General features: G+C 55.0%; 16 protein-coding genes and 1 riboswitch. Of the genes, 6 read left to right on the forward strand and 10 right to left on the reverse strand.

Annotation, left to right across the window (positions count from 1 at the left end; all coding sequences use genetic code 11):
* Nucleotides 1-2 precede the first annotated feature (2 nt).
* The 3 genes from cspE to rlmA all read left to right on the forward strand — a co-directional run bounded on the left by cspE (nucleotide 3) and on the right by rlmA (nucleotide 3,029).
* A complete protein-coding gene (gene cspE / locus ACOTX7_RS13250; RefSeq protein WP_001062678.1) occupies nucleotides 3-212 on the forward strand; it encodes a transcription antiterminator/RNA stability regulator CspE in 210 nt (69 codons plus the stop codon).
* Nucleotides 213-428: 216 nt separating this feature from the next.
* Nucleotides 429-2,174: a peptidoglycan glycosyltransferase FtsI gene (ftsI, locus tag ACOTX7_RS13255; protein ID WP_221256131.1), complete on the forward strand. Its 1,746-nt coding sequence runs from the start codon at nucleotides 429-431 to the stop codon at nucleotides 2,172-2,174.
* A 39-nt stretch (nucleotides 2,175-2,213) separates the two neighbouring features.
* Nucleotides 2,214-3,029, forward strand: coding sequence for a 23S rRNA (guanine(745)-N(1))-methyltransferase (gene rlmA / locus ACOTX7_RS13260; protein WP_006810997.1), 816 nt, complete (start codon nucleotides 2,214-2,216; stop codon nucleotides 3,027-3,029).
* Here rlmA and mntP read toward each other — a convergent pair.
* The 5 genes from mntP to manX form a co-directional block, all read right to left on the reverse strand.
* Nucleotides 3,026-3,592 (reverse strand): manganese efflux pump MntP, encoded by a 567-nt coding sequence (gene mntP / locus ACOTX7_RS13265; protein WP_032622454.1) that lies wholly within the window; start codon nucleotides 3,590-3,592, stop codon nucleotides 3,026-3,028. The two genes, rlmA and mntP, sit on opposite strands and share 4 nt — an antisense overlap.
* 1 nt (nucleotide 3,593) lies before the next feature.
* Nucleotides 3,594-3,793, reverse strand: a riboswitch (yybP-ykoY riboswitch).
* A gap of 198 nt (nucleotides 3,794-3,991) precedes the next feature.
* Entirely contained in the window at nucleotides 3,992-4,450 is a 459-nt protein-coding gene (locus tag ACOTX7_RS13270; RefSeq protein WP_006810995.1) for a DUF986 family protein, read from the reverse strand.
* 54 nt (nucleotides 4,451-4,504) lie between these two features.
* Nucleotides 4,505-5,356, reverse strand: coding sequence for a PTS mannose transporter subunit IID (locus ACOTX7_RS13275; RefSeq protein ID WP_006810994.1), 852 nt, complete (start codon nucleotides 5,354-5,356; stop codon nucleotides 4,505-4,507).
* Between the two features lie 12 nt (nucleotides 5,357-5,368).
* On the reverse strand, nucleotides 5,369-6,169 hold the full coding sequence (gene manY / locus ACOTX7_RS13280; RefSeq protein ID WP_003859914.1) for a PTS mannose transporter subunit IIC: 801 nt from the start codon (nucleotides 6,167-6,169) through the stop codon (nucleotides 5,369-5,371).
* Between the two features lie 47 nt (nucleotides 6,170-6,216).
* On the reverse strand, nucleotides 6,217-7,179 hold the full coding sequence (gene manX / locus ACOTX7_RS13285; RefSeq protein WP_047354212.1) for a PTS mannose transporter subunit IIAB: 963 nt from the start codon (nucleotides 7,177-7,179) through the stop codon (nucleotides 6,217-6,219).
* A gap of 316 nt (nucleotides 7,180-7,495) precedes the next feature.
* On the opposite strand from manX, the gene ACOTX7_RS13290 reads away from it, so the two are divergent.
* On the forward strand, nucleotides 7,496-7,654 hold the full coding sequence (locus ACOTX7_RS13290; RefSeq protein ID WP_407045036.1) for a protein YoaL: 159 nt from the start codon (nucleotides 7,496-7,498) through the stop codon (nucleotides 7,652-7,654).
* A complete protein-coding gene (yoaE, locus tag ACOTX7_RS13295) occupies nucleotides 7,642-9,201 on the forward strand; it encodes a CNNM family cation transport protein YoaE (protein WP_006810992.1) in 1,560 nt (519 codons plus the stop codon). Before ACOTX7_RS13290 ends, yoaE begins: the two co-directional genes overlap by 13 nt.
* Before the next feature lie 6 nt (nucleotides 9,202-9,207).
* Here yoaE and ACOTX7_RS13300 read toward each other — a convergent pair whose 3' ends face one another.
* From ACOTX7_RS13300 to pabB, 4 genes are all read right to left on the reverse strand, one after another.
* Nucleotides 9,208-10,806 carry an EAL domain-containing protein gene (locus ACOTX7_RS13300; protein WP_221256130.1) on the reverse strand — a complete coding sequence of 533 codons (1,599 nt, stop codon included), beginning with the start codon at nucleotides 10,804-10,806 and terminating at the stop codon, nucleotides 9,208-9,210.
* 129 nt (nucleotides 10,807-10,935) lie between these two features.
* Nucleotides 10,936-12,300 (reverse strand): L-serine ammonia-lyase, encoded by a 1,365-nt coding sequence (sdaA, locus tag ACOTX7_RS13305; RefSeq protein ID WP_047354210.1) that lies wholly within the window; start codon nucleotides 12,298-12,300, stop codon nucleotides 10,936-10,938.
* A gap of 184 nt (nucleotides 12,301-12,484) precedes the next feature.
* On the reverse strand, nucleotides 12,485-13,063 hold the full coding sequence (locus ACOTX7_RS13310) for a CoA pyrophosphatase (protein WP_006810989.1): 579 nt from the start codon (nucleotides 13,061-13,063) through the stop codon (nucleotides 12,485-12,487).
* Nucleotides 13,060-14,394, reverse strand: a complete 1,335-nt coding sequence (gene pabB, locus ACOTX7_RS13315; protein ID WP_221257253.1) for an aminodeoxychorismate synthase component 1 — start codon at nucleotides 14,392-14,394, stop codon at nucleotides 13,060-13,062. Before pabB ends, ACOTX7_RS13310 begins: the two co-directional genes overlap by 4 nt.
* Before the next feature lie 61 nt (nucleotides 14,395-14,455).
* Here pabB and ACOTX7_RS13320 point away from each other — a divergent pair, with 61 nt between their 5' ends.
* Nucleotides 14,456-14,638 carry a YoaH family protein gene (locus ACOTX7_RS13320; RefSeq protein ID WP_003859925.1) on the forward strand — a complete coding sequence of 61 codons (183 nt, stop codon included), beginning with the start codon at nucleotides 14,456-14,458 and terminating at the stop codon, nucleotides 14,636-14,638.
* A gap of 5 nt (nucleotides 14,639-14,643) precedes the next feature.
* Here ACOTX7_RS13320 and ACOTX7_RS13325 read toward each other — a convergent pair whose 3' ends face one another.
* Nucleotides 14,644-14,988 carry a RidA family protein gene (locus ACOTX7_RS13325; protein WP_160863418.1) on the reverse strand — a complete coding sequence of 115 codons (345 nt, stop codon included), beginning with the start codon at nucleotides 14,986-14,988 and terminating at the stop codon, nucleotides 14,644-14,646.
* Nucleotides 14,989-14,995 lie beyond the last annotated feature (7 nt).

The raw sequence follows: 14,995 nt of genomic DNA on the forward strand, positions 1-14,995 counted from the left end.
AAATGGCAAAGATTAAAGGTCAAGTTAAGTGGTTCAACGAGTCTAAAGGTTTTGGTTTCATTACTCCTGCTGACGGCAGCAAAGACGTGTTCGTACACTTCTCTGCAATCCAGGGTAACGGCTTCAAAACTCTGGCTGAAGGCCAGAACGTTGAGTTCGAAATTCAGGATGGCCAGAAAGGCCCAGCTGCGGTTAACGTAACTGCTATCTGATCGAATCACTGCTGACTGAAGCGCCCGGCGCTTCGATCTCAGACATAAGCCTCGCCAATGCGGGGCTTTTTTATTCGCTTATTTTTCAAAATATTACGTAATCCTCCTCTGTTATTATCTTGTTGCAAAGCCGCGAGGTTATTAGCATTGTTTTCCCGCCTGATTAGCCGTTTTTCCCGTTAAATCAGGGCGTTGATCAACAGCCCTGGGATTAAGGTGAAAAAAAATACAATAACGACCACCGGAAACTTTACTCCGGCACGTTTTGCACTGCTGTGTCTCGCCATCTTTTGTAGCCTTGCATTTCTGCTGGGCCGCGTGGCGTGGCTACAAATTATCAAACCGGACAATCTGGTAAAGCAGGAGGATATGCGTTCTCTGCGCGAAGTGGCGATAGACGCCCCGCGTGGGATGATTGTAGACCGTGAAGGGCGTCCCCTTGCGGTAAGCGTCCCTGTCCAGGCCGTCTGGGCCGATCCTAAAACAGTGCTGGAAAAAGGAGGGGTCGGTTTTGACTCGCACTGGCAGGCTCTGGCAAATGCCTTACACCTTTCTCTGAGCACGCTCGCATCACGAATCAACAGCAACCCGCACGGGCGATTTATTTACCTTGCCCGTCAGGTTGATCCCTCCCAGGCAAAGTGGATCGATAAGCTGCGTCTTCCCGGTATCAATCTCCGCGATGAGTCCCGCCGTTTTTATCCTGCCGGACATGTGGCGGCTAACCTGATTGGCTTCACGAATATTGATGGTCAGGGCATTGAGGGCGTCGAGAAAAGCTTCAACACGCAGCTTACCGGCAAGGCAGGCGTGCGGCTGGTCAGGAAAGATCGCTACGGACACGTGGTTGAAAACCTCACGGAGGTGGCTCCCGTACCTGCACATAATATCCAGCTTAGTATCGATGAACGCCTGCAAACCATCACCGAAGACGCGCTGGATAACGCCGTGGCGTGGAACAAAGCCGAATCTGGCGCGTCGGTACTGATTAATATCCAGACGGGCGAAATTCTGGCGATGGCGAGCTTCCCCGACTTCAACCCCAACAACCGGGAAGGGGCAACGCTGGATGATTTTCGCAATCGTGCGATCAGCGACACCTTTGAACCAGGCTCTACCGTTAAGCCTTTGGTGTTAATGACGGCGCTACAGCAGGGGCTGGTTCAGCCTGACAGCGTGATAGACACGCATCCCTACACCATTGATGGCCATCGTATCCGCGATGTGGGCTACTACCCTGAACTGACGATGACCGGGATCCTGCAAAAATCCAGCGACACGGGCGTATCCCGTCTTTCGCTGGCGATGCCCGTGCAACGGTTACTGGATACCTATAAACACTTCGGTTTTGGCGAGAGTACCGGGCTTGGTTTAACGGGAGAAAGCGCAGGTTTACTGCCGCAGCGAAAATTCTGGAGTCAGTTAGATCGGGCGACCTTTGCCTTTGGTTATGGCCTGATGGTCACCCCTCTCCAGCTGGCGCATGTGTATGCCACCATCGGCAGTTATGGTATTGAACGGCCTCTGTCCATCACCCGTATCGATCCGCCGGTGATTGGCAAGCGGGTGATGCCCGAGGAAATTGTTCACGAGGTGGAACACATGATGGAGAGCGTCGCGTTACCCGGCGGTGGCGGGATCAAAGCGGCGGTACGTAACTATCGCGTGGCGATAAAAACCGGGACGGCCAAAAAAATCGATGAGCATGGGCAGTATGTGGATAAATACGTCGCCTATACCGCAGGCGTTGCGCCTGCCAGCGATCCCCGTTTTGCGCTGGTGGTGGTGATTAACGATCCGCAAAACGGCGCCTATTACGGCGGGGCCGTTTCCGCACCCGTATTCAGCGAAATTATGGGCAACGTTCTGCGCCTGGAAAACGTGAAGCCAGACGGGCTGCCGGCAGATTCTGACCATCTGATCGTGATGCGCCACCCAGCCGTTTATAACCCTGGCGAATAGCGGTACACTTCGCCTTTTGGTTTACGCCCTGGAGTTGTCATGTCTTTCAGTTGTCCCCTTTGCCACGCGCCGCTGACGCGCGCGGAGAAAACGTTTATCTGTCCACAGGGACATCAGTTTGACCGGGCGAAAGAGGGCTATGTGAATCTTCTGCCTGTACAGCACAAGCGTTCCCGGGATCCGGGTGACAGCGCAGAGATGATGCAGGCGCGCCGGGCGTTTCTTGATGCCGGGCACTATCAACCGCTCAGGGATGCCGTTGTCGCCTTACTCCGTGGATCTCTGACAGAAGGCGCATCCGCTATGCTGGATATCGGCTGCGGTGAAGGCTATTACACTGCCACGTTTGCTGACGTGGCGGCTGAGAAGGGCGCTGAAACTTACGGGCTGGACGTCTCGAAGGTGGCTATCCGTGCGGCAGCAAAGCGCTACTCAGCGGTAACGTTCTGCGTGGCCTCCAGCCACCGCCTGCCGTTTGAGGAGGCGAGTATGGACGCCGTGGTGCGTATCTATGCGCCGTGCAAGGCAGAGGAGCTGGCGCGCGTCGTTAAGCCCGGCGGGTGGGTTATCACCGTCACGCCCGGGCCACGTCACCTGCTGGAGCTGAAAGGGCTGATCTATGATGAAGTCCACCTGCATGCGCCTCACTCTGAACAACTGGCGGGCTTTGCGTTAAAGCAGGCGCAGTCGGTGGCGTATGACATGACGTTACAAGGAAGCGAAGCGGTGGCGTTACTGCAAATGACGCCCTTTGCATGGAGGGCAAAACCAGAGGTGTGGGAAACGCTGGCAGCACAGACTGAATTTTGCTGCCAGACGGATTTCAGCATCCATTGCTGGCAGCGCGAAGGTTAACCCGCGAAGTGTGCCCAAAGGATTTGGGCACCAATCCCGATCAGTACGATACCGCCCAGGATTTCGGCACGTTTACCCAACAGCGGGCCAATGAAGCGACCCACCATCATCCCCAGCGTTGACATGATCAGCGTGGCGCAGCCAATCGCCAGCGCGGTGGCGATAATATTGACCTGCAAAAACGCCAGACCCACACCCACGGCCATTGCGTCCAGGCTGGTTGCGATGGCGGTTGTCACCAGAAGCCAGAAGCCGTGACGTTGCAGCGGCGCGTCATCTTCATCGCTATTGCCACGAAACCCTTCAATCACCATGCGTCCGCCGAGGAACACCAGCAGCACGAAGGCAATCCAGTGGTTCCACTCCAGCACGAACTGGCTTGCGAGCATTCCCAGACCCCAGCCGATAAGCGGCGTCAGCGTTTCGATAGCGCCAAAGATGAGACCGGTACGCAGGGCTTCGGAAAATTTAGGTTTATGGAGGGTAGCACCTTTACCGATAGAGGCGGCAAACGCGTCCATGGACATGCCAAAAGCCAGAAGGATTGTAGCGGAGATATTCATAAGAGCGTCCAGACCGGGGATATCCATATGACACATCACTGCCCCCAGTAAACAGCAGTTGATGTATCTATGGTCTCGCCTGATCACTTCTGCACAGTAAGTGTGCTGAAAGCGATCCGTACGCGCCACGTTTTTCAACGAGTATGTTGACACGTACATTTCCTGTAAGCAGGAAATCGGCTACTCCCCAACGACGGGCGCAACCTTAACATATTTTGAGAATATAAAACAACAACGAAGAAGGCTTTATTTAGCCACTTCGTTGATAACGATTTTCATTTAGATTTATGCGTGAAAACATCGTTAATAAATATAAGTTAATTAGCAGAGAAGATATAGCAACGGCTATATTGCTCATTGAAAAATAATGCAATATATAGCCGATGCTATAATATTAACTCATTGAGTTTTAAGGAGTAATTTGTAGATCTTTTCCAGGTCATCAATATTTTTAACCCGGATGAGCAGGCGGCGTTGTTCTAATTGCATTACCAGTACCCCGTCTTCAGATAAATTCATCTCTTTAATACGGTTATATTCTATCCAGACATTGGCGAAGAAAAATCCGTGTTTTTTAAAAATGAGTTTAGGCGCGCGGATCCAGAACAGGTAAATGGCCATTAATGCCAGCGCACATAATAACCATGTGGTTAATATTGCACCGTGGCTGGTCACGTTATTGTAAATCAGGATGACTACCAGACCCGCGAAGATAAACGCATCAACGCGTCCACGGCGTAAAAGGGGAAGGGTCAGTAGCGTCTCGCCATGGCGGCGAGGCATAATGAACTCGTCATAGATCGCGTAAGCCAGTAGGGCAACAATAAATAAAACCAGTACGGTGTCCGTGACAGTCATTCATCCTCCAGATAAAAAGACCGGGGGCAAGCCCCCGGTCGGTAACGCATTTTATTACAGACCCAGCAGGCCGACGGCGTAGCCCGCGATACCGATGACGAAGAAGCCAACGATGATCCACAGCGGGTTCACTTTCTTACGCAGCAGCCACATACAGGCGAAGGTTAACAGCAGCGGGACCAGGCCCGGCATCAGCTGGTCCAGAATGGTCTGCACGGTGGTGACACGGGTCTGACCATCCTGACCGGTGATCGTCGAGACCACCAGCGGGATGTTCACGTGCGTCCACTTGTTCACCAGGGCTCCCATTACAAACAGGCCGAGGATTGACGCCCCCTCAGTCAGTTTTTGCAGGAAGCCGCCGCCCATATCCTTAACGATATCCACCCCTTTACGGTAACCGTACGCCACGCCGTAGTAACGGGTCAGCAGACGCACCGCGTTGAACAGAATGAAGAACAGCAGGGGACCGAGCAGGCTGCCGCTCATGGCGATCCCGGCGCCCAGTGCCGCAAAGACCGGACGCACCGTACCCCAGAAGATCGGGTCGCCCACGCCTGCCAGCGGCCCCATCAGACCGACTTTGATACCGTTGATAGCACCATCGTCGATCTCAGCCCCGTTCGCACGCTGCTCTTCCATCGCCAGCGTCACGCCCAGAACAGGCGCTGCAACATAAGGGTGGGTGTTGAAGAATTCCAGGTGACGCTTAATTGCCTGACGGCGTGCTTCGTTGTTTTCCGGATACAGGCGTTTGATGGCCGGTACCATGGAGAAGCAGAAGCCGAGCGCCTGCATACGTTCGAAGTTCCATGAACCCTGAAACAGGTTAGAACGGATGAACACGCCACGAATATCACCCGGAGTGAGTTTTTTCTCAGTGGTAGTTTTAGTCATATCAACCATTTCGCTCACCTGTTAGTCCAGTTCGTTATCGAGATCGTTGTTACCAGCTGCCTGCGCAGGGGCACCCGCGACGCGGTTGTATTTCGGGCTGAGCTGGATATAAAGAATCGCCATCACCGCACCAATCACACCCAGCGCAACCAGGTTGAAGTTGGTGAACGCAGCGGTAACGAAGCCGAGGTAGAAGAATGGCATCAGGTAGCCTGCGCGCATCATGTTGATGACCATCGCATAACCAACCACCACGATCATGCCGCCCGCAATGTTCAGACCGCTGGTGACCACTTCAGGGATAGCATTCAGCATGCCCTGAACTTCGCTGGTGCCGACAGAGATCGCCACGATAACCGCAGGGATCGCGATACGCATCGCTTGCAGGAACAGGGAAGACACGTGGATCCAGGAGAGCGCGGTGAGGTTGCCGTTTTCGGCCGCCTTATCCGCCGCGTGCTGGAAGGCAACGGTGATAGTACGAACGATGATGGTCAGCACCTGACCCGCTGCGGCCAGTGGGATAGCCAGCGCGATACCGGCACCAATACTCTGGTGGCCAGCGATAACCAGAACGGTTGAAATAATGGACGCCAGCGCGGCATCTGGCGCCACTGCCGCACCGATGTTCATCCAGCCGAGGGCGATCATTTCCAGGGTACCACCGATGATGATACCGGTTTTCATGTCACCGAGAACGGCGCCAATCAACGTACAGGCCACCAGCGGACGGTGGAACTGAAATTCATCAAGTACGGACTCCATACCCGCAATACATGCGACGATGAACACCAGTACAATCTGAAGAGTAGTAATCTCCACTGCACTTCTCCTATTACATAAGCTCTATATGAAAAACCGGCCCGGGCTTATTTCCCCACCTTGCCGATCAAATCCATCATTTTCAGTTTCTGATCCGTGGAAACCTTACGGGCTTCCAGTTCGATACCGCGGGCATTCAGTTTATTGAAGGCCTCGATATCTTTCGCATCCACTGAAATCGCGTTGTTGACCTGCGTTTTGCCCTGACGGAATGCCATACCGCCAATGTTAACGGAGGTGATTTTCACGCCGCCTTCAACAATGCGTTCGACGTCTGTCGGGTTGGTGAAGAGAAGCATCACGCGCTCGCCCGCATATTTCGGGTTGTTGTAAACGCGGATCATTTTGGCGACATCCACGACGTGCGCGGTGACGCCCGGCGGTGCAACCTGGGTGAGAAGGGTTTTACGGACAGTGTCGGCGGCCACTTCGTCACTGACCACGATGATGCGTTGTACGTTGGTCTCTTTGGTCCAGCGTGTCGCCACCTGGCCGTGGATCAGACGGTCATCAATACGCGCCAGGCCGATAACCATGTAATCGTTCGGACCCATCGGTTTTGCGGGTGCCGCCGCCTTTGGCGCTGCCGCAACAGGGGCGGGTTTCTCAACCGGCTGCGCTTTCAGTGCTTTCACACCTTCGCGACCGGTTTCAACCGCCAGCGCCACCAGTTCATCAAAGCCTGGGTTATCGTCGCGCGCCATAAAGGTTTCCACCAGCATAGGGATGTTAACCCCGGCGACGACTTCATAATGCTCTTTATCGACGACAATGCGGCTGGCAGCGTTGAATGGGCTGCCGCCCCATGTATCCACGAGAAATAGCACGCCCTTGCTGGTATCCAGCTTCTCAAGCTGAGCAGTGTATTTTTCAATCAGCGTCTCGGCATTTTCACCGGGAACGAAATCGATCCAGCCGACGTTTTCCTGCTCGCCCAACAGCATTTCTGCTGTTTTGAGTAACTGCTCCGCAGCCCAACCATGTGTGCCTATGACAATAGCAATGGTCACTTGCTACCTCCTTTTATTATCATTTATACGTCTGCCAGGCAGGCGTACTGAGAATCGTATTGGCGAACCGAATCGATTCAGATAAGGGTTAGAGTTAAAAAAACTAAGACTTCCGCGAATTATTTTAGATAGTGAAAAAATAATTTATGTGATGAAGATCCGTAATTTAGCTACGCCTTACAGATTTTTCTCTAAGATAATCCGCGTGTGTTACAGAAGTTTGCAAAGGAACGTAAATCTTTGCTAAAAACCAATTGTCTCTGATATGTTTAGCGTCCGTTTAATTATTCAGGAGTATAGGGCTACAGCCCACTATATGGACCGTCACCGACGTCAGTCATCTTCCAGGCCATCCCGCGCCTTATTCACCGGCGATCTTCGCCACGCATCAACTCTCTTTCCCTTTGAAATGCCCGTCATTAGCGGGGCACCGTTTTGTCATTCCTTTAGCAGGAGCGTTTCATGGAATTCTTAATGGACCCGTCAATCTGGGTAGGCTTGCTTACGCTGGTCGTGCTGGAGATCGTTCTCGGTATTGATAACCTGGTGTTTATCGCCATCCTCGCGGATAAGCTGCCGCCGAAACAGCGTGATAAAGCCCGTCTGATCGGCCTCTCGCTGGCGCTGATCATGCGACTGGGCCTACTGTCTGTGATCTCGTGGATGGTCACCCTGACGAAGCCCCTGTTTACCGTCATGGATTTCACCTTCTCCGGTCGCGATTTAATCATGCTGGTGGGGGGACTATTCCTGCTGTTCAAAGCCACAACAGAGTTGCATGAACGGCTGGAGAACCGGCAGCATGATGACGGTCACGGGAAGGGTTATGCCAGCTTCTGGGTGGTTGTTCTTCAGATTGTGGTGCTTGATGCGGTCTTCTCGCTGGATGCGGTGATTACGGCGGTCGGTATGGTGAACCATCTGCCGGTGATGATGGCGGCGGTTGTGATTGCGATGGCGGTCATGCTGCTGGCGTCTAAACCGCTGACGCGTTTCGTCAACCAGCATCCGACGGTCGTCGTGCTGTGTCTGAGCTTCCTGCTGATGATTGGTCTGAGCCTGGTGGCAGAAGGTTTCGGCTTCCATATTCCGAAAGGCTACCTGTACGCCGCGATTGGCTTCTCGATTCTGATTGAACTGTTTAACCAGATTGCGCGTCGTAACTTTATTAAACAGCAGTCGAATCAGCCGCTGCGAGCCCGTACCGCAGATGCGATTCTGCGACTGATGGGCGGGCGTCGTCAGGTGAACGTGCAGGCTGATAACGAGAACCGCAACCCGGTTCCGGTGCCGGAAGGCGCGTTTGTGGAAGAAGAACGCTACATGATCAATGGCGTGCTTTCGCTGGCTTCCCGCTCCCTGCGCGGCATTATGACCCCGCGCGGTGAAATCAGCTGGGTGGACGCCAACCTGAGCGTTGATGAAATTCGTCAGCAGTTGCTCTCCTCGCCGCACAGCCTGTTCCCGGTCTGCCGGGGTGAGCTGGATGAAATCATCGGTGTCGTGCGCGCGAAAGAGATGCTGGTAGCCCTGGAAGAGGGGGTTAACGTCGAGGCCGTTGCGGCCGCGTCGCCCGCCATCGTGGTGCCAGAGACGCTGGACCCAATCAACCTGCTGGGCGTATTGCGTCGTGCCCGCGGAAGCTTTGTTATCGTCACCAACGAATTTGGTGTGGTACAGGGGCTGGTGACGCCGCTGGACGTGCTGGAAGCGATTGCCGGTGAATTCCCTGATGCGGATGAAACGCCGGAAATCGTTGCCGACGGTGACGGCTGGCTGGTGAAAGGCACTACCGATCTGCACGCGCTCTCGCACACGCTGGGCGTGGAAAACGTGGTCAATGACGATGAAGACATCGCTACGGTGGCGGGGCTGGTGATTGCCGTTAACGGGCAGATCCCGCGCATCGGTGATGTGCTCGAACTGCCGCCACTGCAAATTACCATCGTTGAAGCCAACGACTATCGCGTGGACATGGTGCGTATTGTTAAAGAGCACTCTGCACACGACGAAGAAGAGTAACGCTATCTAGCGTAGCGGCAATAAGGGCACGATGTGCCCGTTATGACGGGCTGGCGGAGAGTGACTTTCCTCCAGCCATTTCGGAAATTCCCGCAGCGGCATCGGCCGCGGATACAAATACCCCTGTAAAATGTGTACGCTGTGACGGCGCAAATAGCGTGACTGTTCCTCCGTTTCAACCCCTTCCGCGACCAGTTCAATATTCAGCCGCTGACCCAGCGCAATAATGATATCCGTTACCGTTGAGTTCACGGCGTCTGTGCCGATCGCGGTGGTGAAGGATTTATCAATTTTCAGCACATCCGGGTGCAGTTTTTCCAGCCACGAAAGTGAACTGTTGCCGGTACCAAAATCATCTATCGCCAGTTTCACGCCTTTGCGGTGAAGCTCACGCACGATGCGGTAATCCACATCGAGCAACGCATCGCGTTCGGTTAACTCCACAATCAGCTGTTGAACAGGGTTCGCGTTAAACCAGATGCGGTTGAGATCCCGGATCAGCACCGCGCGGCGAAAATGGCTGGCGGCCACGTTGATACCAATATGAAAATCCCGTGAGGCCGGGAAATAGCCTATCTGACGCACCGTTTCGCTGATGACATAGCGGGTAAGCGGAACAATCAGGTTATGTTCTTCGGCCAGAGGGATAAAAACATCGGGCGAAATCCATCCCTGACGCGGGTTGTTCCAGCGCAGGAGGATCTCGACGCCGACGCACTCCCGGGTGCGGGCATTCACCAGCGGCTGGCAGAAAAGTTCAAACTCCCGCGCCGCAATGCCCAGATTAATTTCCCAGGTAAAACTCATGCGCCGCGCCGTGGCGAGCCAGGCGATATACCCCATCAGTAAACTGAGCATCAATGCCAGCGGCAGCTGGGTGGGCAGCGTTTTCAACGCCATTTCGCCTGGCCCCGGGCCGCTCACCGTGACGCTGAATGGGTAATGCTGTGACGACTGCTCCAGCAGGGAGGCGTTTTCATTGATGGTCGGCGTATTCGTCACCTGTTGCCCGTCGCGGAGGAACTTATCACCCACTTTCAGGACAACGTCGGTGATCTGCGGCCGCTGCGGCTCCAGAATCATTTTAGTGATGAGATCGATGTTCACCACCTCCATCACCCCGTCATTGCCGTCGCTCGGGAGGGGAGACCACTGAATCAGTACCGGGCTGCCTTTTACCAGCCACCGATCGGTCAACAGCAGCAGCCTGGATTCACTGACTGGAAGCAGGGGCACAAACTCACTGACGGGCACATTTCGGCTGCCATAGACGCTTGAGCAATACAGTATTCCATCTTTAACGAGGGCGATGGAGCGAACGGTCTGGAGGATCGCCGCCTGTTTTCGCAGGATCAGATTCGCCTCAGAACAGGGTATGCCAACCAGAGAAAGCAGCATTTCGCGCTGGGCCTCTAACGAGAGAAGCACCTTATCAAGCGCGCGCACGGTGTGGAGAGTAAAGTCGTGGATCCGATCCTGATTTATGTTGCGCTGTGAAATAAAGCGAATGCCCAGCGTCAGGACGAGCGTAACGAGCGCAACCGTGACACAGACGATAACGCGTTTTCGGCGATAGTCTTTTATGATCGTTTGTGCAGTTTGCATGAACGGTCGCCTGATAAGCATCGGCCAGAAAAGCCAGACGCAACAGTGACAGTGTAGTGGGGAATACGTGAAGCGACGAGACGAGAGGGGAAAATTCGCCCATCCGTAGCAGATGGGCGAAAGGAAGGCTTAGTCGCACTGCACCTTAATAGCCAGACCGCCGCGCGAGGTCTCACGGTACTTCGCGTTCATGTCTTTGCCGGTTTCGTACATGGTTTCAATCACCTTATCCAGCGACACGCGTGGCTCGCTGGTACGGCGCATTGCCATACGCGAGGCGTTGATCGCTTTGACGGAGGCGATGGCGTTACGCTCAATGCATGGCACCTGCACCTGGCCGGCAACCGGATCACAGGTCAGACCGAGGTTGTGCTCCATGCCGATTTCCGCCGCCACGCACACCTGCTCAGGGCTTGCGCCCAGCAGCTCCGCCAGACCCGCTGCCGCCATGGAGCAGGCCACGCCCACTTCACCCTGACAGCCCACTTCGGCGCCGGAGATAGAGGCATTCATCTTGTACAGCGCGCCGATAGCGCCTGCCGCGAGGAAATAACGGATATAGATGTCCGGCGTCACAGGCTCGATAAAGTGATCGTAGTAGGCCAGCACCGCCGGAACGATGCCGCACGCGCCGTTGGTTGGCGCCGTCACAACGCGACCCCCCGCTGCGTTCTCTTCGTTAACCGCGAGGGCAAACATGTTGACCCAGTCAACCACGTTCATTGGGTCATTGGAGAACTTGTCGGTGGTGACCAGCATGCGGCGCAGGGCAGAGGCACGACGCGGGACGCGCAGTGGTCCAGGCAGAACGCCTTCGGTGTTCATCCCGCGGTCAATGCAGGCGCGCATGGTTTGCCACACGTTAGCAAAATAGTCTTCGATCTCTTTCTTGCTGTGCAGCGCCAGTTCGTTCTTCATCACCATGCCGGACAGGGACAGACCGGTCTCTTTGCAGTAGCCCAGCATCTCAGTGGCCGATTTAAACGGATAGGGCACATTCACATCGCCCGCGCTCTCTTTGCCAAAGTGTTCTTCGTCAACGATAAAGCCGCCGCCGATGGAGTAGTAGGTTTTGCTGTAGATCTCTTTTTCGCCGCTCCAGGCGTGGATGGTCATGCCGTTTTCATGCAGCGGCAGGTTGTCGCTACGAAAACGCATCCCGTCATCCTGCGGGAAGTCCACTTCGTGCTGACCGTTAGCCAGCAGCAAACGACCGCGCGTTTCCACGTCGCGGATAAATGCCGGAATGGCATCAATATCAACGGTGTCCGGCATATTGCCCGCCAGACCCATAATTATGGCGATATCGGTGTGGTGGCCTTTACCCGTTAATGACAGTGAACCGTAAACGTCTACGGCGACACGGGTAACGCTTTCCAGTAATCCTTTTTCGACCAGATCATCGACGAACTGTTTACCGGCCTTCATCGGCCCTACAGTGTGGGAAGAAGACGGACCAATCCCCACTTTGAACATGTCGAATATACTAATCACTTTCACACTCCTGACAGGGTTACTGGGGTTCCAGTAACGATGTTATAACTGCGCATAGTGTAAGAGGGAACACCCACCTCGGCTTAACTATTCACATGAATTAAACTAATGGTTAACGATGGTTTTGCTAATAGCGCGACGCCGATCGCAAACCTGCCAGAAAAGGGTGGAATGTAAAGTATAGTCAAGGCTTCAGGCCGATTTGCAGGGCCAGCTCACGAATGATGCCTGCCGTCATGCCCCAGACAAAATAATGCTGATACCAGGACAACCAGACCCGATGATCGTGCCCGCGGCGGTGTATATCCAGAGGATGATAGCGGCCCAGACGAAGGGCCTCTTCCAGCGGCATTTCGAACACCGCTGAAACTTCATCGACGCTGGCGTGATACTGAAGATCGGGCGGAATAATGCCGACGACCGGCGTGACCTGAAAGCCGGTTACGCTGTCAACAGGCGGCAGCACGCCGATGACCTCGACCGACGCCGGGGGGATGGCCACTTCCTCATGCGCCTCGCGCAGCGCGGCGGCAATCAGGGAAGCATCGGTGCTGTCCACCGCGCCGCCGGGGAACGCAACCTGACCGGCGTGTTTTCGCATATGCGGTGAGCGCTGGGTAAGCAACAGACCCGGCTGTTCACGACGCACGACCGGGATCAGCACCGCCGCCTGACGTTGATTCAGCGTGGCGCGGTTAACCTGGGGCCGCAGAAGCTGAAAGCGCGACAGAAAATCATCCAGCGTCAGGTTGTCTTTCTTCACCGTGAGTTCTCCAGTTGTTTCAGGATACGATTCACTTTATCGAAGGTTTCCTGATATTCCGCCTCGGCCTGACTGTCGGCCACAATGCCACCACCTGCGGAACAGTAGAGGTTGCCGTCGCAGGCCGTCAGGGTGCGAATGGTGATGCTGGTATCCATGGTGCCGCACAGGCTTATATAGCCGATGCTGCCGCACCAGGCGTTGCGGCGGTGCGGTTCCAGTTCGTCGATGATCTCCATCGCACGGACCTTCGGCGCGCCGGTGATGGAGCCGCCCGGAAACGCGGCGCGGAGCAGATCGCAGGCGGTTCGCGAGGACGGCAAACGCGCGGTAATGGTGCTGACCAGATGATGCACCGCCGGGAAAGGCTCGACGACGAACAGTTCCGGCACACGCACGCTGCCTGGTTCGGCGACGCGGCCAATATCATTGCGCATCAGATCGACAATCATCAGGTTTTCAGCGCGATCTTTCGGTGAGGCCGCCAGCTTCTCCGCCTGCTGGCGGTCGGCGTCGGCATCGGCAAGCCGTGGCAGGGTGCCCTTTATCGGGCGAGTCTGAATAATACCGTCAGCCAGGTGAATAAAACGCTCAGGCGACAGGCTGAGGATGGCGCCGTGCTCAAGGCGTACAAATGCGCTGAACGGGGCCTTATTGCTGGCATTAAGGCGAGTAAACGCCTGCCACTCATCCCCCTGATACGTCGCCTGAAAACGCTGGGCAAGATTGACCTGATAACAGTCACCGCTGTGCAGATACGCCTGCACACGGGAAAATTTTTCCGCATACTCCGGCGCGGTCATATTCGAGCGCCAGCCGGAGGTCAGCATAAAGTGTTCCGGTGCGGCGGGACGTTGCGCCTCAAGCCAGGCCAGACGCGCCTGCACGTCATGATGGCTCAGCAGAGAAACCGTTTTTTTCTGGTGATCCACAATCAACGCCCAGTCATACAGCCCCACCGCCATATCCGGCAGGGGAATATCCGCCTGCGCATGCTCGGGCAGCTTTTCGAAACGGCGCCCCAGATCGTAACCAAACAGGCCCAGCACGCCCCCCTGGAAAGGCAGATCCGGATCCGGTGTGGCAGATAAGCCCAGAGCATGGATCTCATTCTGAAGCTGCATCAGCGGATCGTCCGTTGGCGACAGGTCATCGCTTGTCAGCGTTTTTACCGGATCGGCCACCAGAATATCAAAGCGGCTGAAGGGGTGATCCGCATGGCCAGAGTGCAGCAGCATGGCAAAGGGAAGATGGCTCAGACGGGCAAACCAGAACTCGGCGGCGTCTGCACGCCAGGGCAAGGTCATAACAGTGGGGAAGCGCATGTTCATGTATGGCATACTACCGGGTAGCGTGAAATAATTAGCGCGAATAATTTAGCAGGAGTTAACGATGTTTGCAGGTTTACCTTCTCTCAGCCATGACCAACAGCAGAAAGCCGTTGAACGTATTCAGGAGCTGATGTCCCAGGGGATGAGCAGCGGACAGGCAATTTCACAGGTCGCGGAAGAACTTCGCGCCACGCATACCGGCGAGCGGATCGTGGCGCGCTTTGAGGATGAAGATGAAGAATAACCGGCTTACACTGCCGCGATAATCTTGATCTCAACCTTATATTCCGGTTTCATCAGCGTGGCCTGTACGGTGCAGCGTACAGGCGCGTGACCCGCCGCAACCCACGCATCCCAGGCTTTATTCATCGCCGCGAAATCGTCTTTATTCGCCAGAAAAATCGTCGCATCCAGAATGCGGGATTTGTCGCTGCCCTGTTTTTCCAATACGGCGTCGATCTGCGCCAGGGTGTTCGCCGTCTGCTCGAAGGCATCGGCGTCCAGATTGGCAGGAACACCGGTGTAGTACAGTGTCTGGTTATGGATCACCACATCAGACCAGCGGGCTTCGGCATCAATGCGCGTAATTGTCATAAACGTA

The sequence above is a fragment of the Enterobacter cloacae complex sp. IR5418 genome (assembly GCF_049238105.1).
GTDB lineage: Bacteria > Pseudomonadota > Gammaproteobacteria > Enterobacterales > Enterobacteriaceae > Enterobacter > Enterobacter hormaechei.

What these genes read in the sequence shown, in the direction of transcription:
- cspE (WP_001062678.1), top strand. Translation starts at nt 3, where the DNA reads ATGGCAAAGATTAAAGGTCAAGTTAAGTGGTTCAACGAGTCTAAAGGT.
- rlmA (WP_006810997.1), top strand. Translation starts at nt 2,214, where the DNA reads ATGTCTTTCAGTTGTCCCCTTTGCCACGCGCCGCTGACGCGCGCGGAG.
- mntP (WP_032622454.1), bottom strand. Translation starts at nt 3,592, where the DNA reads ATGAATATCTCCGCTACAATCCTTCTGGCTTTTGGCATGTCCATGGAC.
- ACOTX7_RS13270 (WP_006810995.1), bottom strand. Translation starts at nt 4,450, where the DNA reads ATGACTGTCACGGACACCGTACTGGTTTTATTTATTGTTGCCCTACTG.
- ACOTX7_RS13275 (WP_006810994.1), bottom strand. Translation starts at nt 5,356, where the DNA reads ATGGTTGATATGACTAAAACTACCACTGAGAAAAAACTCACTCCGGGT.
- ACOTX7_RS13290 (WP_407045036.1), top strand. Translation starts at nt 7,496, where the DNA reads ATGGACCGTCACCGACGTCAGTCATCTTCCAGGCCATCCCGCGCCTTA.
- yoaE (WP_006810992.1), top strand. Translation starts at nt 7,642, where the DNA reads ATGGAATTCTTAATGGACCCGTCAATCTGGGTAGGCTTGCTTACGCTG.
- ACOTX7_RS13300 (WP_221256130.1), bottom strand. Translation starts at nt 10,806, where the DNA reads ATGCAAACTGCACAAACGATCATAAAAGACTATCGCCGAAAACGCGTT.
- pabB (WP_221257253.1), bottom strand. Translation starts at nt 14,394, where the DNA reads ATGAACATGCGCTTCCCCACTGTTATGACCTTGCCCTGGCGTGCAGAC.
- ACOTX7_RS13320 (WP_003859925.1), top strand. Translation starts at nt 14,456, where the DNA reads ATGTTTGCAGGTTTACCTTCTCTCAGCCATGACCAACAGCAGAAAGCC.
- ACOTX7_RS13325 (WP_160863418.1), bottom strand. Translation starts at nt 14,988, where the DNA reads ATGACAATTACGCGCATTGATGCCGAAGCCCGCTGGTCTGATGTGGTG.